Source organism: Pseudoalteromonas caenipelagi (assembly GCF_013140855.1).
GTDB classification, from domain to species: domain Bacteria; phylum Pseudomonadota; class Gammaproteobacteria; order Enterobacterales; family Alteromonadaceae; genus Pseudoalteromonas; species Pseudoalteromonas caenipelagi.
In genome coordinates this window covers 39,591-60,025 of sequence record NZ_JABBPG010000010.1, presented here as the reverse complement: position 1 = coordinate 60,025, position 20,435 = coordinate 39,591, and the positions used below count along the sequence as shown (strand labels likewise).

The following is a 20,435-nucleotide window of genomic DNA, read 5'->3' as shown; positions in this document are numbered from 1 at the left end:
ATGGCTGGAGTACCAGGATTTGAACCTGGGAATGGCGGGATCAAAACCCGCTGCCTTACCGCTTGGCGATACTCCAACAACGTCGACTTGCGTCTGATAATTTTACTTCTTATCGAGAAGTTGGTGCGGAGGGAGAGACTTGAACTCTCACACCCGAAGATACTGGAACCTAAATCCAGCGCGTCTACCAATTCCGCCACCCCCGCATCACAGGATATGCAAAAAGCATAATTGAGTAGTTAAGCTACTAGCTTGCCAAAGAGTTACCTAAGGCTTCGATTTTCCACTTTAATTGGTAGATAAAGTGGCTGGAGTACCAGGATTTGAACCTGGGAATGGCGGGATCAAAACCCGCTGCCTTACCGCTTGGCGATACTCCAACAATCAAGAATTCTATATTTTAATTTTTACATCTTTAAGAGATGGTGCGGAGGGAGAGACTTGAACTCTCACACCCGAAGATACTGGAACCTAAATCCAGCGCGTCTACCAATTCCGCCACCCCCGCACAGGAGGTTGTGTTTTTCTAGAGGAACCTAAATCCAGCGTCTAATTCAACATCTGGCCAATTCCGCTACTCCGCACAGGAGGTTGTGCTATTTAACCACTATGCACTTTAGTGGGAGTAAATGGTGGCTATGCCCTGATTTGAACAGGGGACCCCATCATTATGAGTGATGTGCTCTAACCAGCTGAGCTACATAGCCATTGGCTGGAGTACCAGGATTTGAACCTGGGAATGGCGGGATCAAAACCCGCTGCCTTACCGCTTGGCGATACTCCAACGATTACTCAAACCAACTTATAAAAGTTGGTGCGGAGGGAGAGACTTGAACTCTCACACCCGAAGATACTGGAACCTAAATCCAGCGCGTCTACCAATTCCGCCACCCCCGCAATTTGACCAGCTAAATCGATGAGTTTGGTAGTAATAAAAAATATGGTGGCTATGCCCTGATTTGAACAGGGGACCCCATCATTATGAGTGATGTGCTCTAACCAGCTGAGCTACATAGCCATCTTTTTTTATTTCTCATCATCGCTGATGCGGGGCGTATTATGCTGATATGCCCTAAAGTCGTCAACACCTTTTTTGCAAAAAACTGCCAATGAGCGTCTGTTTGCAGATTTAATAGCCTAATTGGTCATGTTAATGTCATTACTCGCTGTTATTTTAATCGATTGAGCGAGCTGAGAGTATTTTAGCGTAACCATAAAGTAGTCGATAGAAGCAAAAAAGGACCAACAAGTGGTCCTTTTTAAGTTTAATGTCGATTAGACATTAAATAAGAAGTTCAAAACGTCGCCATCTTTGACGATATAATCTTTACCTTCTTGGCGGAATTTGCCCGCATCTTTAGCGCCGCTTTCGCCGCGATACTGGATATAATCGTCAAATGCAATCGTTTGTGCACGGATAAAACCACGTTCAAAGTCCGTGTGAATTTTACCAGCTGCTTGCGGTGCAGTTGCGCCGATAGGAATTGTCCAAGCTCGTACTTCTTTTACGCCAGCAGTGAAGTAAGTTTGAAGTTTAAGTAGCTCGTAACCACCTCGGATCACAAGGTTTAGACCAGGTTCTTCAAGGCCTAAATCTTCCATAAACTCTAATTTATCTTCTTCATCAAGCTCAGAAAGCTCAGCTTCGATTGCCGCACACACAGGGATCACAACAGCATCTTCAGCCGCAGCAATTTCACGTACCTTGTCTAAGTAAGGGTTATTTTCAAAGCCATCTTCGTTTACGTTTGCAATGTACATCGTTGGCTTGATGGTTAAGAAGTTCAATGGCTTAATTGCTTCTTTTTCTTCTTTTTCCAAGTGTAATGAACGCAGTGTAAGGCCTTCATCTAGGTGTGCTTTTACTTTTTCAAGTACAACGTTTTGGAATTTAGCGTCTTTATCGCCACCTTTTGCTTTTTTAGCATTACGCTGGATTGCACGATCAGCTGCGTCCATATCCGCTAATACAAGCTCTGTGTTAATAACGTCAATGTCATCTGCAGGATCGATAGTACCAGCAACGTGAACGATATTTTCGTTTTCAAAACAACGAACTACGTGACCAATGGCGTCAGTTTCACGGATGTTAGCTAGGAATTGGTTACCTAGGCCTTCACCTTTTGATGCGCCTTTTACCAAACCAGCAATGTCAACGAACTCCATAGTCGTTGGCAAAATACGCTGTGGATTCACGATTTCGGCCAATTGATTTAGGCGATTATCAGGAACCGGTACTACACCCGTATTTGGCTCGATAGTACAAAATGGAAAGTTTGCGGCTTCGATACCCGCTTTAGTTAACGCATTGAAAAGGGTAGATTTACCAACGTTAGGTAAACCAACAATGCCACATTTAAAACCCATAGTTTTGAAACCCTAATTTGACTCAGATAAACGCAATATACTTAAAATCACGGCTTAAATGAATGTAGTCTATTTTGTGCTTTTAACACACCGTCTTTAGCTAAAATTTCCATGCAACGCACAGCCTCATCAACCGCAGCGTCAATTTTCTCTTGATCTTCTTTTGGGGCCTTTCCAAGCACCCAGCCAGTCACTTTATCTCTGTGTCCAGGATGACCAATACCAATCCGCAAACGCATGAATTCTTTACAGTTAGCCATTTTGGCAATAATGTCTTTCAGACCATTATGGCCACCGTGGCCCCCGCCTTTTTTTAGTTTGGCGATGCCAGGTTCTAAATCCATTTCGTCATGAGCAACGAGGATACTTTCCACGGGAATTTTATAAAAATTAGCGAGGCTGCTTACCGATTTACCACTTAAATTCATGTAGGTGGTTGGGATCAAAAGTTTAAACTCTTGATTGTTGATAAGTACTTTACCTGTAAGGCCGTGGTGTTTTGCGTCTGGTTTTAATTGGCAGTTATAGCGTTTGGCGAGTTCGAGAATGAACCATTCACCAGCATTGTGACGTGTGTTTTGATATTCGGGGCCTGGATTAGCCAGGCCCACAAGCATTTGAATATTATTCAAGGTGCTGACACCTTAATAATTATTCTGCAGCTTCTTCAGTTGCTTCTTCAGATGCAGCGCCTTTAGGTGCATTTAGAGTAACAACCGCTTGGTCGTGACCTTCACCTTTAGCAAGTTCAACTGAAGCAACACCAGCTGGAAGTTTGATGTCAGATAGGTGTAAAGTTGCACCTACTTCTAGAGCCGCTACGTCTACTTCGATGAACTCAGGTAGTGACGCAGGTAAACAAGTTACATCGATTTCAGTAACGTGGTGAGCAACAGTATTACCACCTTTAGTAGCTGCTTCTTCGTTTAGGAAGTGTACAGGTACTTTAGTGTGGATCTTGTGGTTTGCATCAACACGTTGGAAATCAAGGTGAGTGATCTTTGGCTTGAATGGGTGACGTTGAATGTCTTTAAGGATAGCTTCAACAGGCTCGCCAGCAATGTTAAGCGTAAGAATGTGGCTGTAGAAACCTTCATCTTCTTGAGCTTTGATTACTTTGTTGTGTTCAAGAGTTAACGCTAGCGCTTCTTTATCAGCACCGTAAAGGATTGCTGGAACCTTGTCAGCACGACGTAGGCGGCGGCTCGCACCTGTACCTAAATCAGCACGTACTTCGGCATTCAATGTATATAATTCGTTAGACATAATGTTTCCAAAATTTTTAGTTTAAAGTTTAAGGTGCTCGCGACCAAACACCCTACCCAAAAAGGCGCGCTACTATACCATTGCTGGGGAATAAATAAAACATAGAGATACAAAAAAAGCACCCTAAGGTGCTTTTATAGTGCTAGTAGCTATGTTATTCAGTGTATTAGTGCTGAAACATAGCTGAAATAGATTCTTCGTTGCTAATACGGCGAATCGTTTCGGCTAGCATGTCAGCCAGAGTCAGCACTTTAATGTTATCTAAAGCGCGTAGCTCGTCTGACAATGGAATTGAATCAGTAACAATTACTTCATCGATGACTGAGTTACGAAGGTTTTCAGCTGCGGCACCTGATAAAACAGGGTGAGTAGCGTAAGCAAAAACACGCTTAGCACCGTGTTCTTTAAGCGCTTCGGCCGCTTTACATAGTGTACCACCGGTATCAATCATATCATCAACGATAATACAGTCGCGACCTGCAACGTCACCAATGATGTGCATTACTTGCGATACGTTTGCTTGTGGGCGACGTTTATCAATAATAGCAAGGTCAGTATCATTGAGTAGCTTTGCTATTGCACGTGCACGTACTACACCACCGATGTCTGGTGATACAACAACGACATCTTCGAATTCACGTTCTTTCATGTCATCTAACAGTACTGGGCTACCAAATACGTTATCAACAGGAACATCAAAGAATCCTTGGATTTGTTCTGCGTGAAGATCAACCGTTAATACACGGTCAACACCAACGCTAGATAGGAAGTCAGCAACAACCTTAGCAGTAATTGGTACACGCGCAGATCGTACACGACGGTCTTGACGAGCATAACCAAAATAAGGGATTACAGCAGTAATACGACCCGCAGAGGCACGACGTAATGCGTCGACCATAACGATAAGTTCCATCAGGTTATCGTTTGTAGGGGCACAAGTTGACTGGATAATGAAAACATCCGATCCGCGTACGTTCTCATTGATTTGAACACTGATTTCGCCGTCACTAAAACGACCCACAACAGCATCACCTAATTCAATGAATAAACGTTTTGCAACTTTTTGAGCTAACTCAGGTGTTGCGTTACCAGCGAAGAGCTTCATGTCAGGCACGGTAGGGTTCCTCAGGCACTGAATTTTTGGACTAACATGCAATGACAGAGTCAAAACAGGCTAACTTAAACTATTTACTTCTACATTTTGAGCCAACTATCAAGTTGCACATGGGCAGTTGATATATTGCTGCTCTGGGCTATAAAGCCTTGCCAGTATGATGGTAATGAACTGAGCACACGCTGTGCTGCATCCATTGAATCGAGTTCAACAAAACAACACGCTCCGGTTCCCGTCATACGAGTCGGGCCATATTTTAGCAACCACACTAGGGTCTTTTCAACCTCGGGATAGAGCTTTTTAACCAAAGCCTCACAATCATTGCGGGTATTTGACAGCGCCCAGTGCTGCGAAAGCTTGTTGGTGTCTCTGGGTAAATCAGGGTGAGTAAACACCTGTGCAGTACTGACGTGTACATTGGGAAAAACCACGCAATACCAGCGCTGGGGCAGGGTTACGGGGGTTAGCTTTTCACCGACACCTTGTGCGAGTGCAGTTTTTCCGTTAACAAAAACCGGCACATCGGCACCTAAACTGAGGCCTAATTGTGCCAACTTTTCGTTACTTAAATGACATTTCCATAATTGATTAATTGCCAATAATGTTGTCGCAGCATCTGAAGAACCGCCGCCTACGCCACCACCCATTGGTAACTTCTTAGTTAATTGAACACAAATACCTTGTTCAACCTGTTTGTAGGGATAAAGTGCCATCGCTGCTTTGTAGATTAAATTATCTTCCAGAGGAATATCGGCGGTGTCTCCGGTAATGTGAATTTTAGTGTCATGTGACAGAGAGAAGGTAAGTTCATCGCCAAAATCCAAAAAGGTAAATAAGGTCTCTAATTCGTGATAACCATCTTCACGTCGTGCATTGATATGCAAAAATAAGTTAAGTTTGGCTGGCGCCATAAGGGTTAACGAGGTCATACTAAAACTGCCATGAGTTGAGCTGAATTTTAATGCGCACTTTGTCATGAGAGAGGTTCATGCGAGTAGGAAGCCACATGCCTTCAACCAATGAAAATTGTTGATAGTGTGCTTGCCAAAGTTGGCCGTTTTCATCTGTCCAAGCGCTTGAAGTAAGCCTGCCTTGCGCATCATATTGATTAGTTGGATTATCAACGGTACCAGTAAGCCAAGCGGGTGCTTGTGCCACAGGTAAATCTAAGCCACTGAGGCGTTTGACTAATTGTTGACTGTTAGTATCAACATAGGTGTTGCCGTCGTATTGCAGTTCACTGTGCTGTGCCAACTCCTTAAGTGACAAAATACGCGTACCAATAAAGCTGGTTAAAATGAGCTGTTGTTTGCTATCAATATACTGCCAATTAAAATTAGCTGATTGGCGATCAGTATTACTGATAAAAGCTAACTTTCCACTCGCTTGCCAAGTTGACTGTGACTGTAATAAGACTTTCCAGTCGCTAATTTGCTGTTTTGAGGGGGAGATTTTTTGCGCACATCCACTGATAAATAAAAAAAACATGAGCAAAATCAAATGAAATCGTGTCAAATGATGTTCCTTACTTTCCATATTCGATTGATTTTTGGTAAAATTGCCAGCTTTAAAACAGGGCTCGGGCAATTCAGGCATCTATGACCATCATAGCACTTGGTATAAATCATAAAACTGCATCGGTAGAACTACGCGAAAAAGTCGCCTTTTCCCCTGAGCAATTATCTCAGGCTCTTACTGAGCTGACACAACATGACCAATTTAAAGAGTCTGTTATTGTCTCGACCTGTAATCGTACCGAAATCTATTGTAGCCTTGAGAGCGAGAATTCCCAAGTGCTACTTCAGTGGCTTGCATGCTTTCACAACATCGATGAATCGCAACTGAGTGAAAATGTTTATGTGCATCATAACCAGGATGCCATTAACCATCTAATGCGTGTCGCGTGCGGGCTCGATTCGTTAGTGCTCGGAGAGCCCCAAATTTTGGGCCAAATAAAGCAAGCCTATAATAGTGCCAAGCAACATAATGGAATTAAGCCTACCTTTGAGCGTTTGTTTCAAAAAACGTTTTCTGTTGCCAAGCAAGTACGTACCGAAACGGATATAGGAGCTAGTGCAGTCTCAGTTGCATATGCCGCGGTAAATTTAGCAAAACATATTTACGGTCAGCTTGAAAAAACCAAAGTATTATTGATAGGTGCCGGCGAAACCATAGAGTTAGTTGCGAAGCATTTGTACCAGCACCACCCTAAGTCAATTACTGTTGCCAACAGAACCATTGAACGCGCGCAGGGGCTTGCTAGTGAAGTACAAGGGCAGGTGATATCTTTGGCTCAGCTACCACAAGAATTGCATAATGCGGACATTGTCATCTCTTCAACAGCCAGCACTTTGCCTATTATTGGTAAAGGTGTGGTTGAGCAAGCACTTAAACAGCGCCGCAATAAGCCAATGCTGTTTGTCGACATCGCTGTACCTAGGGATATCGAAAGCCAAGTAGGGGACTTAGATGCTGCTTATTTATATTCAGTAGATGACTTGCAAGCCATTGTCAGCGAAAATATGGCAAGCCGAGAGCAGGCGGCCCGTCAAGCGCAAGCTATCATTGAAGAAAAAACGCGAGAATTTGCCTTGTGGCAACGCTCGCTAAAGTCTGTGGACGTCATTGTTCAATACAGAGACAGTGCCCAGAAAATTAAAGCAGAGTTGGTTGAAAAAGCACTTAACCAACTAGAATCAGGCAAGCCTTCAGAAAAGGTATTGCTAGAGTTGGCCAACAAACTAACGAACAGATTGACTCATGCCCCAACAAAAGCGATTCAACACGCAGCAAAAATGGGAGACTTTGAGCAGTTGGCACAACTTAAACAAACATTAGGTATTGAGCAGGAATAATAGGTTAATGAAAGAGTCTGTATATCGTAAGTTAGAGACCTTAGCTGAGCGCCATGAAGAAGTGCAAGCGATGCTGAGCGATCCAGGTGTTATTGGGGATCAAAATCGTTTTCGTGCACTGTCAAAAGAGTATTCGGAACTAGAAGATGTGGTAAAAGCATTTGCTGCCTATCAGCAAGCTCAGGAAGATGTCGCAACAGCTGAAGAGATGCTAAAAGACTCAGATCCTGATATGCGAGAAATGGCTCAAGAAGAGTATAAAGAAGCCAAAGCTGCTATTGCAAAGTTAGAAGATGATCTACAAGTACTGATGTTGCCTAAGGATCCAAAGGACAACAATAACGTATTTTTAGAAGTCCGTGCCGGTACAGGGGGTGATGAAGCCGCTATTTTTGCAGGCGATTTATTTCGTATGTATAGCCGCTTTGCTGAAACACAAAAGTGGAAAGTGGAAGTGGTGAGTGCCAATGAAGGCGAGCATGGTGGTTATAAAGAGATCATAGCAAATATCAGTGGTGATGGCGTTTACGGGAAACTGAAGTTTGAATCGGGAGCACACCGTGTGCAACGCGTTCCTGAAACCGAGTCGCAAGGGCGAGTGCACACTTCTGCATGTACTGTTGCGGTGATGGCTGAAGTGCCTGAGGCTGAAGCAATTCAGATTAACTCAGCGGATTTAAAAATAGATACTTTCCGCGCATCTGGTGCCGGTGGTCAGCACGTTAACAAAACGGACTCGGCTATACGTATTACCCACTTGCCGACAGGCGTTGTTGTTGAATGTCAGGATGAGCGTTCACAGCATAAAAACCGAGCAAAAGCACTTTCGGTACTTGGTGCACGATTACAGCAAGCCGAAGATGAAAAGCGTCAGGCTGCAGAAGCATCTGAGCGCCGTAATCTGGTCGGTAGTGGTGACCGTTCGGAGCGTATTCGTACTTACAACTATCCGCAAGGTCGTATTACCGATCATCGTATCAATTTGACTTTATACCGTCTAAACGAAATTGTTGCAGGTGATTTAGGGGCGATTATTGATCCACTTCTACTTGAACACCAAGCCGATTTACTTGCTGCGATGGGCGACGAATAATCGTGACCGCACAAACAGTTGCCCAAGCAATCGCTTGGGCTACCCAACTTCTTAAAGACACCTCCGATAGCCCGAAACTCGATAGTGAAGTATTGCTATTACATGTGATAAATAAGCCGAAAAGTTATTTGTTCGCTTGGCCTGATAGCGAACTGTCTGATGAACAGCAGGTTGAATATTGCAAGTTGATAAAAAGGCGACAAGTGGGTGAACCTGTGGCACACATTATTGGCGAGCGGGAGTTTTGGAGTTTACCATTAGAGGTTAACCCAAGTACCTTAATTCCGCGTCCTGATACCGAAACATTGGTTGAGTATGCACTCGATTTGGCGTTGCCAGAACACGCTGAAGTACTTGACCTTGGCACGGGCACAGGTGCTATTGCGCTAGCTCTGGCATCGGAGAAGCCGCAATGGCATATCACTGCGTTGGATTTTTCAGTAGATGCGGTTGCACTTGCCAAACGAAATCAGCTAAAGCTCGGCTTTGAAAATGTTCATATTGAGCAGAGTAATTGGTACAGCGCAGTTGGTGATTGTAAGTTTGATCTTATTGTTAGTAATCCACCGTATATAGAGCAGGACGATCAGCATCTTTCACAAGGTGATGTTAGATTTGAGCCGCTAAGTGCGTTAGTTGCTGATGATGCAGGCATGGCTGATATTAAAGTGATCATTTCTCAAGGCAGGAAACACCTAAACCAAGGTGGCTATGTGCTTATCGAACACGGTTACCAACAAGCTACTAAATTACAGCAGTATTTTGCACAAATGTCGTATAGCAATATACTTACAATTAAAGATATGGCAGGCTGTGATCGCGTAACTCTAGCTCAATGGCTAGGGGAGTCCCCATAATAATGACGTAGATGTGCACTTGAAGGATCCCTATATGGATGATTTTTTGTTTTCTGATGAACCAAACGAAATAGTCGAGCCGGAAAACAGCGGTAAATGGAAGGTCATCATTGTAGATGATGAACCTGAAGTTCATGCTGTGACAAAGTTGGCGCTCAGTGATTTTGAATTTCAAAAAAAGCGATTAGAATTTTTAAGTGCATATTCAGGTGAAGAAGCTCGTAAGGTGATTACTGATCACCCTGATGCAGCGATTGTATTACTTGATGTCGTGATGGAAACCGATGATGCGGGCTTACAGGTGGCTAAGTTCATTCGCGAAGAGGCTAAAAATGGCCATATCCGCATTATCTTGAGAACCGGACAACCAGGTCAAGCCCCTGAACGTCAAGTTATTGTTAATTATGATATTAATGATTACAAGTCAAAAACAGAACTCACCGCACAAAAGCTGTTCACAGTGGTCATGTCTAGCCTGCGTTCTTATCGAGACATATTGGCTATTGAACAATCTCGTCAGGGGCTGGAAAAAATAATCTGTGCGTCGAGAGATATTTTTGCCACCCATTCAATTGAGCACTTCATTCAAGGTGTGATGCAACAATTGACCTCTTTGCTTGGTACGGTGGACGAAGCAATGTATGCGACATCTTTGGTGGCTAGTAATCAAAGTAGCAAATCTAGTGGTCAGCTCATTGTATTTACTGGTCGAGGCGAATTTGAACGTTGCGAAGGTAAACCGATTAATGAAGTTTTGACATCAGAACAGCTTGAGGCTTGTAATCAGGCACTAAATAACAAAGGCATCATTTATAAAAATAACTATTTATTTGCTTACTGCTCTAGTGAGTATAATCACAGTTCGATGTTATTTGTATCCGGTATCCCAGAGTTTTTGACAGATACTCAAAAACACTTGATCAAGATTTTTTCGCAAAATGTGCAGCTTGCATACGAAAATGTGCAGTTGCAAGCTGAAATAGAAAGCACGCAGCAAGAATTAGTATATCGCCTGAGCGAAGCGCTTGAACAGCGCTCAACTGAAACCGGTAATCACGTTAAACGCGTTGCCTATATGTGTGAGCTTTTTGGTATACATTACGGGTTAAACCATCACGATGTGGAATTGCTGAGAATGGCATCGCCACTGCATGATGTAGGTAAAGTAGGCATTCCAGACGCCATTTTGAATAAGCCAGGCAAGTTAGATGATAAAGAGTGGGATGTGATGAAATCTCACACTTTAAAAGGCTATAGAATATTACAAAATTCAAGACGTGAAATTGTGAATGCAGGCGCAGTTATAGCCAAAGAGCATCATGAAAAGTGGGACGGAACAGGGTATCCTGAAGGCAAAAAAGGTGAAGATATTCACATTTTTGGTCGTATCGTCGCGCTGGCGGATGTTTATGATGCACTTAGACATAAGCGCTGTTACAAAGCTTCTTGGAGCAAAGAGCAAGCGTTAGAAGAAATCAACAAACAAAAGGGCAAACACTTTGATCCTCAACTTGTTGATATATTAAATACACATATTGACGATGTCGAAGGTATTTTGACACGCTATCCTGATCAACCACAATAATAAGAGACCCAATGGATTATATAGCATTAAAACACACCCACCTATTATTTGCTGCTTTGAGCATTGTGTTATTTTACACACGGGCAGTTTCTCGTTTAGCGTCAGGGAAAATCGCCGCGCATAAAGGTGTATTTATAGCCAGCCACAGCATCGACACTTTACTACTTATTTCTGCAATATCGTTATTGATTATGGGCAGTATCAACCCACTGGGTCAGCCATGGCTTTTAGAAAAAATAATTTTGGTTGTAGCGTATATCGCGCTTGGCGTTGTTAGCGCAAAGGCTAAGACACGCTCGCTACAAGTAACAGGCTTAGTGTTGGTAACACTTTCTTTGCTTGGCATTGGTTATCTAGCAGGGTCTAAATCGGCATTTATTTTATAAGTGAATTAAGCAACATTTGAGTAAAAAGCGTATGGATTGCCATGCGCTTTTTTTTGTTTTTGTATAAAAAGAGGCGCAGTGCGCAGAAATAATTCACACAAGCTTCAGAGCTTCGCTATTTGGGTCTTTATCAAAAAGTGATAGACTAGTCGTTCGTTTGTTAGATTATGTGAGTTAACGCGGTATATATGACTGATATCTGGTTCGAAGAACAAGACGGTAGTGCAGATTACATACCTCAAGAACCTTTGCTTCGATGTATTAGGGCAGAGTTGCACTGGGACGCCCAAGCTAAATTAGAAGACAGCTTCTGTCAGTTGGCTGAATTGGAGCATCAAGTTGATCAGCTTTGTAACCAATACTCACAAATACATCAACGACTAGATAAACTGCTAGACGCGTTTTACACCCAATGGTTATTTAGTGGCAGTGATCAAGATGTTGCTGAGTATTTACTTAATAGTGTGTGTTACACGTTGAAAATGCGTTCGGGCTCGCCTACGGCCTTGGCATTGGTGCTAAGTCATTTACTACAGCGCGGTGGATTTGATGCTCAAATGGCTCTAAGCCAAGGTGAGGTTATGGTGCATGTCGCTATTAGTAACGATGAAGGTTATTTAATCGATCCGAACAGTGGCCAACAATCTTGGTACATTACCCCTGAGAATGAAAAAGAAAAACAAGAAGAGCCGCTAGAACTCGTGCTGGGCGACGAAGCTGTAAAATTATATCTAGCGCAGCAAAAGTGGGCTTTTATTGCCGTCGATAAATTTAGCCATGCACTAAGTTGTGTTGAGCTTTTGATGGACCTCATTGGTGATGACCCGTATGAGCGCCGTGATAGAGGTTACTTGCTCAATCAACTGAATTGTCCCAAAATGGCTAAAGAGGATTTACAGTTTTTTGTCGATGAGTGTCCAGATGACCCTGCGATTGAAATTATTGAACATCAAATTGCAGAACTTGCCGATCACAACAATATACTCCACTAAGAATAAAAAATAATGGGGATGGCTATGCCACAAGAGTCAGCTTTAATTACTAATAATGCTGTAATACTGGGCCTACTTGCGCTCATATTAGGTTTCGTATTTTATACATCTAACTTAAAACAAGGTTTTTGGGCTAAGTTTTATAAGTATGTTCCTGCACTATTGATGTGCTACTTCTTACCCTCTTTACTTAATACCTTTGGGATTGTTGACGGTAATAATAATGCCGTTTATACCGTTGCAAAATATTTTTTGCTTCCTGCCTGCTTGGTTTTACTGACTTTGAGCATAGACCTTAAAGCGATCATGGGCTTGGGTAAAAAGGCTATCATTATGTTTTTGACAGGCACCGTGGGCGTTGTCATTGGTGGCCCGATAGCCCTGTTAATCGTGGCTACTGTCATGCCAGACTTGCTTGGCGTAGCTGGCCCTGAAGCTCTTTGGCGTGGTATGGCTGCATTGGCGGGTAGCTGGATTGGTGGTGGAGCAAATATGCTTGCCATGAAAGAAATATACGGTGCGGGAGGTGAGATTTTCACTGTGATGGTCACCGTTGATATTGTAGTTGCTAACTTATGGATGGCAGGTTTGTTATTAATTGCCGCGAGGCATAAAGAAATAGATGCTAAAACAGGTGCCGATACCAGTTCAATTGACCGCTTAATTGACAAAGTACAGCAATTTGAAGCCCAGCATGCACGTAAACCTGAGTTACGCGATTTAATGATTATGCTGGCATTGGCTTTTGGGGCAACCGGACTTGCGCATTTTTCAGCTGATTTGCTGGTGCCATTTTTCGTGGAAAATTACCCAGAATTGAAAAAGTTCTCGCTGCACAGCAAGTTATTTTGGATTATTGTTTTAGTAACTACAATTGGCTTGGCACTTTCCTTTACTAAAGCGAGGCAGTTTGAGGCTGTGGGCGCATCTAAAGTAGGAGCAAGCTTTTTATATATCCTCATCGCAACAATTGGTTTGCATATGGATATCGCAAAAATTATTGAAGCGCCAAAGTATATGATCATTGGTGCCATATGGATGCTAATTCACATTGGCTTACTGTTTATTGTGGCTAAATTGATCAAAGCGCCAGTGTTTTATGTTGCCGTAGGCAGTAAAGCAAATATTGGTGGGGCGGCATCTGCTCCTGTTGTGGCGTCAGCATTTCACCCAGCGCTCGCACCAGTTGGCGTATTATTAGCAGTGCTTGGTTACGCATTGGGCACATATATGGCGTGGCTCTGTGGACAGTTGCTGCGCATTATTGGCAGTTAAGTTGGAAAAAATATGAATACACAAACGATCAGTCTAGCTAATATAGAGATCGCAAATGATAAGCCGTTTGTACTATTTGGTGGTATGAATGTGCTCGAGTCGCGAGACTTAGCAATGCGCATTGCTGAGCATTACGTTGAAGTGACTAATAAGCTCAATATTCCTTATGTATTTAAGGCGTCTTTTGATAAGGCTAATCGCTCTTCAATAAATTCATATCGTGGTCCAGGAATGGATGAAGGTCTGAAAATTTTTGAAGAAATTAAAAAGACCTTCAATGTGCCGTTGATCACCGATGTGCATGAACCTTATCAAGCCCAGCCTGTATCTGAAGTGGTTGATATTATTCAGTTACCGGCGTTTTTAGCACGTCAAACCGATCTAGTGGTAGCAATGGCAAAAACGGGTGCAGTGATCAACGTAAAAAAACCACAGTTTCTTGCACCACACGAAATGCGTCATATCATTAAAAAGCTCAACGAAGCAGGTAACGACCAAGTGATCTTGTGTGAGCGCGGAAGCAGCTTTGGTTATAATAACTTAGTTGTTGATATGCTGGGTATGGATGATATGAAACACATGGCACCGGTTATTTTTGATGCTACCCATGCATTGCAACGCCCCGGCGGTCGTAGTGATTCTGCTGATGGTCGTCGCGCTCAGGCGGCTGAATTGGCGCGTAGCGGAATGGCGCTTGGATTGGCTGGTTTGTTCATTGAAGCGCATCCAAATCCAAATGAAGCAAAATGTGATGGTCCTTGTGCTTTGCCATTAGCAAAACTAGAAGGCTATTTGCAACAAATGAAGGCGGTTGATGAACTGGTAAAGAGCTTTCCGGCTCTTGATACCAGCGCGGCTGATCTATAAGCAAAACATCAGGCCCAATGTGAGTTGGGCTTGAATTATTTGTAAGGCCCTTATTCATGTCCAGACGACTCCCTCCCTTGAATGCGCTCAAAGCGTTTGAAGCAGCAGCTAGGCACCTGAGCTTTACTAAAGCAGCTGAAGAGCTTTATGTGACGCAAGCTGCGGTGAGTCACCAAATCAAAATCTTAGAAGAACATTTGGGCTTAAAGCTATTTTTACGTAAAAATCGTTCATTGTTGTTAACTGAAGAAGGGCAAGGATACTTTTTAGATATTAAAGAGATATTTTCTCAACTGGTCGATGCGACGGAAAAGCTGCTGGCACGAGGTGCTAAAGGGTCTCTTACAGTAAGTCTCACGCCCAGTTTTGCGATTCAATGGCTGGTGCCACGGTTAAGCCTATTTCATGAGTTGCATCCCGAAATAGATGTGCGTATTAAAGCACAAGACCATGATGAAAACTCTTTGACCGATGATGTTGATGTGGCTATTTACTATGGTCGAGGTCATTGGAGTGGAGTACAAACCCACAAGTTGCACACCGAATATTTAGTGCCTTTATGCAGCCCTTTGTTACTTAGTGGACCCAAGCCGCTTGATCAGCCTAGTGATTTAGCTCAGCACACCTTACTGCACGATACCTCTCGTCGTGCATGGAAAGCGTGGATGAAAACCGCGGGCGTACGCAATGTGCAAGTGAACGCTGGCCCGATATTTAGCCATTCTTCCATGGTGCTTCAGGCGGCCGTGCACGGTCAGGGTGTTGCGCTGGGTAATAGTGTATTGGCAAAACCTGATTTGGACTCTGGGCGTTTAATTATTCCTTTTAATCACGTGCTTGAAAGTAAGAACGCTTATTACTTAGTGCTCAGAGAATCTCAAGCCGAGCTTGGAAAAATCGTATCATTTAGAGATTGGATGCTCAGTCTCGTAGAACAAGAGCAATTGTAATGACAATACAATGGTTTAAGCCTGAAAGCCCCGTCGCGCAATTTATTTTTGCTCACGGTGCTGGAGCGGGCAGTGATTCAGACTTTATGCAAACAATGGCACAGCACCTGTGTGAACACGGCGTTCAAGTTGCTTTGTTTGATTTTGAGTATATGCAGCAAGCAAAAGCCCTAAACAAACGACGCCCGCCAGATAGAGCCCCGAAGTTGTTGAACTATTTTGCTAACATTCTGGAACAAGTAGATGACGGGCTTCCTCTGTTTATTGGAGGGAAATCTATGGGGGGGAGAATGGCTTCGATGCTCGCAGCACACAGCACAGCTCCTATCAAAGGCGTTGTTGCAATGGGCTACCCATTTCATCCACCAGGTAAACCTGACAAGCTCAGAATCGAGCATTTTACAGAGATCGCTTGCCCATTTTTAATTCTACAAGGCGAACGCGATACCTTTGGTAATCAAGCTGAAATTACGCAACTGCAGTTTGATAATGCCCCGAATATCATATGGCTTGCTGACGGCGACCACTCACTTAAACCTCGCAAGAAAAGTGGTTTTAGCGAATCACAGCACTTGCTTGATGCTGCAAAACACGCAGCGCAATTTATACAGGAACACAGCCATGATTAAAGTGTTTTTACTTGCTGGCAGTATCTTTTGTATGTTGTCGGTAGCTTTGGGGGCGTTTGCAGCACATGGCCTGAAGAAGCATTTAGATGAGTATGCCTTAGCTATTTTTAAAACCGCCAGCGAATATCAAATGAGTCATGGTTTAGCGTTAATTGCGGTGGCGTTGTTGCTCAAATGGGGTATTAAGGTTGGGCTAGCAGGGTGGTTGTTTATTGCGGGTATTGTGCTCTTTAGTGGCAGTTTATATTTGCTCGCTGTAACAGGTATTAAATGGCTTGGCGCAATTACGCCCATTGGTGGCGTCTGTTTTATTGTCGCTTGGGTAATTTTAATCGTTAAAATTAGTAAGCATTCCTTTTAAAAGAGAGCACAGATGTCGAGTGTTGTAATTTATTGTCGCAGTGGGTTTGAAAGTGATGCCGCTGCAGAAATTAACCATCATGCTGCCTTGCAAGGGGTTGCAGGTTATGTAAAAGCAAAGCCAAACACAGGCTTTGTAACGTTTGAGTGCTTTTCAGCTGATGATTCACTATTGCTAATTAAGCAGGTTGACTTTAAAAGTCTGGTATTTGCACGACAATGGTTTGCAGGAAAATTGCTTAGCAATATGCCAATCGAAGACAGAGTAAGCGAGGTTAAAGTCGCTGCAGCTGATTTTCCGCTGTGTGGCGATCTACGCGTTGAAACGCCTGATACCAACGAGGGCAAAGAGCTGTCTAAATTTTGTAAAAAGTTTTCGACACCATTGGCTAAGAGCTTGGAAAAGCAAAATAAGCTAACCCGAGATCACAAACCTTCTAAACCCGTGCTACACGTTTTATTTTTGGCCAATGATACTGCTTATGTAGGGTATTCGTTTAGCCATAATAATTCACCGTTTTTTATGGGGATCCCGCGTTTAAAAATGCCATCAGATGCACCTAGTCGCTCAACTTTGAAACTGGATGAAGCATTCAATGTGTTCGTGCCAAAAGATGAAGTTGAAAAGCGTGTGCAATCAGGTATGCGAGCCGTTGATCTTGGTGCGTGTCCAGGTGGCTGGACCTATCAGTTGGTGCGTCGTGGCATGTTTGTTGCGGCTATCGATAACGGTCCAATGAACGATGCATTGATGGAATCTGGGCAAGTTAAACACTTTCGCGAAGATGGTTTCAAATACCTACCTGAAAAGCGTAATATCAACTGGTTAGTGTGCGATATGGTTGAAAAGCCGTTAAAGGTTACTAACTTGATGCTAGATTGGATAGTAAACGCTTTCGCTAAAGAGTTGATATTTAATCTTAAGTTACCAATGAAAAAGCGTTTTGACAGCGTATATGAGTGCTTAACGCTTATTCATGAAGAGCTCGCCAAATATGAAGTCGACTACACATTACAAGCTAAGCATTTGTATCATGATCGAGAAGAGGTGACAGTGCATATTCAAGTTAACAAAGTACCTGAGAAACTGTATAGCTAGCAACGAAGTAGCTCTTGATGAGCTACTCTTTAGCTCCTATTTTGCTTTATCAACAATATCGTTCATCGTTGATTTTTTTGTCGAAGGTGCATTTAAATCATTAACTTAACAACGCTTTGGTGTGATATCGGTTACAAACTTTTGTTTATTTAAGGGAGTGAGATATGTCAAAAATTAACCTAGAAGAAAAGTTTTCCAAATTTACTGAGTGTTGGACACCAAAAATTATTGCTGAGTCGAACTCGCAACTGGTAAAAATAGCCAAAGGTGATGGCGAGCTTGTCTGGCATAAACATGATAACGAAGATGAGTTATTTATCGTTTTTAAAGGTCAGCTCACGTTGCAGCTGAAAGATGAAGATATTGTTTTAAACCCTGGAGAAATGTACGTTGTGCCAAAAGGTGTTGAACACTGTCCTAAAGCAACACCCGATACTCATTTTTTGATGGTTGAGCCAGCATCAACAGCTCATACCGGGTCGGTTGAAAGTGAATTAACGGTTGCTCAAGATCATCAGCAATGGATTTAAGTGATTTAGGGCCAGTTATGTTGTCAGCTGGCCCAAACGACACGTTATTAGCCAACAACTTTTGTGAGCCGAGAAATATCAACTGACTCCAGCATGTCACCTATCATTTCAAAGCAGTGTTTTATATTACTCGACTCAAGATGATTGTCCAAGTCTTGCTCTTTTTCCCAACGTTCATAGAACATAAATACCGTATCGTTGTCATTATCGATGTGCATGTCATAGCTAATACAGCCAGCTTCTTGGCGTGTTGGTAGCACTAACTTTTTTAATTCAGATTGCACTGTTTGTTTGTACTCTTCTTTTGCTGTTAGCTTTGCGATACAAGTTAATATACTCATGCTATTTCCTTTTTTGAGTGTATATCAGCATTTCTATAAGGTACTGACTCTTGCGCAGCAATCTAGGTGATTTACTTTTATGAGTCAATGAGCGTCGAGCAAATTGTTTGACGCTTGTATTGCTTTTAACAATAAGAAAAGACTTGTGATACAAAAGAGAAAAATAGAAAACGCTTTAACCTTCTAATAAATATAAATATAAAAATATTTCTATAAAAAATAGAGCGGGAATAAGACGCGCCTACAAGTGATTTTTATAGTGCCTCTTAACAATAAACAGGAGTGACTATGAAATACGTTTTTTCCGCATTATTAAGTATATGCACAACGGTAAGCGCCAACAATGCTGTAATCGAGCCAATTCTACAGCCTATTCCAGGCAATGATACTCAGGGGTTGCCAAGCTTTTTAATGAGTAAATATGAAATAACCGTTGCACAGTTTAGACAATTTGTCAGTGACACTGGCTATCAAGTGCCGAAAAACTGTATGGCATTTACAGAGGCGCTTTGGCCAGATCCAGAAAAGCCGGGACGTTGGGATTTACCGGCTTTGATAGAAAACCCATACCGCCCTGTGGTGTGTACAGGTGTTCAAGGTGCAATTGATTATGCAAAATGGCTATCAGAAAAGACCGGTAAGTCTTATCGGCTTCCAAGTGCACAGCAGTGGCGTCATGCAGCGTTGGCCGGAAAGAGTGGGCGTATGGCTTTTGCGGATGACTTTCAACAGAGCGAAATTTGCGATTATGAAAATACCGAAGATATTGCCAATATTGCAGGGATGAAAAAGCATCATCAGGTGCGTTACAAGCGCAGTGCTCAGTGTAATGATGGGGCGGTGTATCATACTGTGGTGGGAATGTATCGGCCGAATCAGTATGGCTTGTATGATATGGTAGGAAATGTGCGAGAAATAACAAGAACTTGCCATACATTTAATAAGTCTGAACCGGCGCAATGTGAGCAATATGTGGTTGTTGGCGAAGCTTGGCATTGGCAACCTAGAGGGGTGATGACGCCTGATTGGATGGATACAGATTTTCAGGGTGGTATTGAAGGCTTCCGGCTCGTACTTGAAAGCGATAAAGTAGAGCCCCTCTCTGTAGCTACTCAAGATTTTATCGAAAAACTCAAAAGTGCTCAGTATGTTCAACAGCAAGTACATGCACAGATGCAAACCATTCCTGCTTCACCCAAGGGGCTTTCGGCTAAGGCGATTGACAATAGTCGTGTTGAACTCAACTGGCTCACGGTTCCAGGAGATGAAGTTAGATATGCGGTTTATAGAGCTTTGAGCAACCCATCGAGTAATGAAGCGACACGCTTTACTAAAGTAGTGGATAAACTTACCCAAGCAACATTTATTGACAGCACTCTCCCTGAAAAAATCTTCGCGAGATATCAAGTATTCTCATACAACAGTGTTGGAGAGGGGTTGGGTAGCGAGATTGTAACCTTTGGCAAAGCAAAACACTTCTCTAGCAATGAGCGAATAGAAGTTGAGCATTTTTTCACAGGTCTTTATTACTGGGTAAGCAAACGTGAAAAGGCGACGATAGTTGGCTTTAGCGATAACCCAGATCATTTCCCTACTGGTGTTAAGCCACACAAACCAGCATGGATAAGATTAGGTTTTAAGAGTGAACAAGCCAGACGAGCAGAACTGACTTTTAGGGCTGTTTCTGAGCAGGAGGCAAGTTTTGAATTATGGCAAGGTATGCATCTAGTGGGCAGATATGATATTCCAGCTGGAGATAAATTTGTTATTCAAAAGGGCATGGCTGATCTTATTAAAAGCAATGCGCCTTTAGAAATACGTATGGATAAGCCACAGTGGTTTGAACTTGACTGGCTTGAGTTTAAATAA

Annotated in this window: 21 protein-coding genes and 8 tRNA genes; 14 read left to right on the top strand and 15 right to left on the bottom strand. The window is 42.8% G+C overall.

Annotated elements, in window-relative coordinates:
- Position 1: 1 nt before the first annotated feature.
- The 14 genes from HG263_RS18665 to lolB all read right to left on the bottom strand — a co-directional run bounded on the left by HG263_RS18665 (position 2) and on the right by lolB (position 6,262).
- Positions 2-76 (bottom strand) — tRNA-Gln (locus tag HG263_RS18665).
- A 45-nt stretch (positions 77-121) separates the two neighbouring features.
- Positions 122-206, bottom strand: a tRNA-Leu gene (locus tag HG263_RS18660).
- 99 nt (positions 207-305) lie between these two features.
- Positions 306-380 (bottom strand) — tRNA-Gln (locus tag HG263_RS18655).
- Positions 381-423: 43 nt separating this feature from the next.
- Positions 424-508, bottom strand: a tRNA-Leu gene (locus HG263_RS18650).
- Positions 509-630: 122 nt separating this feature from the next.
- A tRNA-Met gene (locus HG263_RS18645) sits at positions 631-707 on the bottom strand.
- A 2-nt stretch (positions 708-709) separates the two neighbouring features.
- A tRNA-Gln gene (locus HG263_RS18640) sits at positions 710-784 on the bottom strand.
- Positions 785-812: 28 nt separating this feature from the next.
- A tRNA-Leu gene (locus tag HG263_RS18635) sits at positions 813-897 on the bottom strand.
- 44 nt (positions 898-941) lie between these two features.
- Positions 942-1,018, bottom strand: a tRNA-Met gene (locus HG263_RS18630).
- 257 nt (positions 1,019-1,275) lie between these two features.
- On the bottom strand, positions 1,276-2,367 hold the full coding sequence (gene ychF / locus HG263_RS18625; protein WP_171627595.1) for a redox-regulated ATPase YchF: 1,092 nt from the start codon (positions 2,365-2,367) through the stop codon (positions 1,276-1,278).
- Between the two features lie 47 nt (positions 2,368-2,414).
- A complete protein-coding gene (gene pth / locus HG263_RS18620) occupies positions 2,415-2,999 on the bottom strand; it encodes an aminoacyl-tRNA hydrolase (protein WP_171627594.1) in 585 nt (194 codons plus the stop codon).
- 19 nt (positions 3,000-3,018) lie between these two features.
- The gene (locus tag HG263_RS18615) at positions 3,019-3,633 is read right to left on the bottom strand and encodes a 50S ribosomal protein L25/general stress protein Ctc (protein WP_171627593.1); all 615 of its coding nucleotides are present in this window, start codon (positions 3,631-3,633) and stop codon (positions 3,019-3,021) included.
- 166 nt (positions 3,634-3,799) lie between these two features.
- Entirely contained in the window at positions 3,800-4,747 is a 948-nt protein-coding gene (locus tag HG263_RS18610) for a ribose-phosphate pyrophosphokinase (RefSeq protein ID WP_070993200.1), read from the bottom strand.
- A gap of 80 nt (positions 4,748-4,827) precedes the next feature.
- On the bottom strand, positions 4,828-5,676 hold the full coding sequence (ispE, locus tag HG263_RS18605) for a 4-(cytidine 5'-diphospho)-2-C-methyl-D-erythritol kinase (RefSeq protein ID WP_171627592.1): 849 nt from the start codon (positions 5,674-5,676) through the stop codon (positions 4,828-4,830).
- A 1-nt stretch (position 5,677) separates the two neighbouring features.
- On the bottom strand, positions 5,678-6,262 hold the full coding sequence (gene lolB, locus HG263_RS18600) for a lipoprotein insertase outer membrane protein LolB (RefSeq protein ID WP_246240029.1): 585 nt from the start codon (positions 6,260-6,262) through the stop codon (positions 5,678-5,680).
- An 83-nt stretch (positions 6,263-6,345) separates the two neighbouring features.
- Here lolB and hemA point away from each other — a divergent pair, with 83 nt between their 5' ends.
- The 13 genes from hemA to HG263_RS18535 all read left to right on the top strand — a co-directional run bounded on the left by hemA (position 6,346) and on the right by HG263_RS18535 (position 18,225).
- Positions 6,346-7,602, top strand: a complete 1,257-nt coding sequence (gene hemA, locus HG263_RS18595; protein WP_171627590.1) for a glutamyl-tRNA reductase — start codon at positions 6,346-6,348, stop codon at positions 7,600-7,602.
- 7 nt (positions 7,603-7,609) lie between these two features.
- Positions 7,610-8,695 (top strand): peptide chain release factor 1, encoded by a 1,086-nt coding sequence (gene prfA, locus HG263_RS18590; protein ID WP_171627589.1) that lies wholly within the window; start codon positions 7,610-7,612, stop codon positions 8,693-8,695.
- A gap of 2 nt (positions 8,696-8,697) precedes the next feature.
- The gene (prmC, locus tag HG263_RS18585; RefSeq protein ID WP_171627588.1) at positions 8,698-9,552 is read left to right on the top strand and encodes a peptide chain release factor N(5)-glutamine methyltransferase; all 855 of its coding nucleotides are present in this window, start codon (positions 8,698-8,700) and stop codon (positions 9,550-9,552) included.
- 34 nt (positions 9,553-9,586) lie between these two features.
- A complete protein-coding gene (locus HG263_RS18580; RefSeq protein WP_171627587.1) occupies positions 9,587-11,137 on the top strand; it encodes a response regulator in 1,551 nt (516 codons plus the stop codon).
- An 11-nt stretch (positions 11,138-11,148) separates the two neighbouring features.
- A complete protein-coding gene (locus tag HG263_RS18575) occupies positions 11,149-11,523 on the top strand; it encodes a SirB2 family protein (protein WP_171627586.1) in 375 nt (124 codons plus the stop codon).
- Between the two features lie 188 nt (positions 11,524-11,711).
- Positions 11,712-12,515, top strand: coding sequence for a tetratricopeptide repeat protein (locus HG263_RS18570; protein ID WP_171627585.1), 804 nt, complete (start codon positions 11,712-11,714; stop codon positions 12,513-12,515).
- A gap of 24 nt (positions 12,516-12,539) precedes the next feature.
- Positions 12,540-13,790, top strand: coding sequence for a DUF819 family protein (locus HG263_RS18565; RefSeq protein ID WP_171627584.1), 1,251 nt, complete (start codon positions 12,540-12,542; stop codon positions 13,788-13,790).
- 12 nt (positions 13,791-13,802) lie between these two features.
- The gene (kdsA, locus tag HG263_RS18560) at positions 13,803-14,657 is read left to right on the top strand and encodes a 3-deoxy-8-phosphooctulonate synthase (RefSeq protein WP_171627583.1); all 855 of its coding nucleotides are present in this window, start codon (positions 13,803-13,805) and stop codon (positions 14,655-14,657) included.
- Between the two features lie 56 nt (positions 14,658-14,713).
- A complete protein-coding gene (locus HG263_RS18555) occupies positions 14,714-15,607 on the top strand; it encodes a transcriptional regulator GcvA (RefSeq protein ID WP_171627582.1) in 894 nt (297 codons plus the stop codon).
- Entirely contained in the window at positions 15,607-16,236 is a 630-nt protein-coding gene (locus HG263_RS18550) for an alpha/beta fold hydrolase (RefSeq protein WP_171627581.1), read from the top strand. Before HG263_RS18555 ends, HG263_RS18550 begins: the two co-directional genes overlap by 1 nt.
- Entirely contained in the window at positions 16,229-16,597 is a 369-nt protein-coding gene (locus tag HG263_RS18545) for a DUF423 domain-containing protein (protein ID WP_171627580.1), read from the top strand. Before HG263_RS18550 ends, HG263_RS18545 begins: the two co-directional genes overlap by 8 nt.
- 12 nt (positions 16,598-16,609) lie before the next feature.
- The gene (rlmM, locus tag HG263_RS18540) at positions 16,610-17,695 is read left to right on the top strand and encodes a 23S rRNA (cytidine(2498)-2'-O)-methyltransferase RlmM (RefSeq protein ID WP_171627579.1); all 1,086 of its coding nucleotides are present in this window, start codon (positions 16,610-16,612) and stop codon (positions 17,693-17,695) included.
- Between the two features lie 164 nt (positions 17,696-17,859).
- Positions 17,860-18,225 (top strand): cupin domain-containing protein, encoded by a 366-nt coding sequence (locus HG263_RS18535; protein WP_171627578.1) that lies wholly within the window; start codon positions 17,860-17,862, stop codon positions 18,223-18,225.
- A gap of 47 nt (positions 18,226-18,272) precedes the next feature.
- On the opposite strand, the gene HG263_RS18530 is transcribed toward HG263_RS18535, so the two are convergent.
- Positions 18,273-18,566, bottom strand: a complete 294-nt coding sequence (locus HG263_RS18530) for a putative quinol monooxygenase (protein WP_171627577.1) — start codon at positions 18,564-18,566, stop codon at positions 18,273-18,275.
- Positions 18,567-18,854: 288 nt separating this feature from the next.
- On the opposite strand from HG263_RS18530, the gene HG263_RS18525 reads away from it, so the two are divergent.
- Positions 18,855-20,435 (top strand): formylglycine-generating enzyme family protein, encoded by a 1,581-nt coding sequence (locus HG263_RS18525; protein ID WP_171627576.1) that lies wholly within the window; start codon positions 18,855-18,857, stop codon positions 20,433-20,435.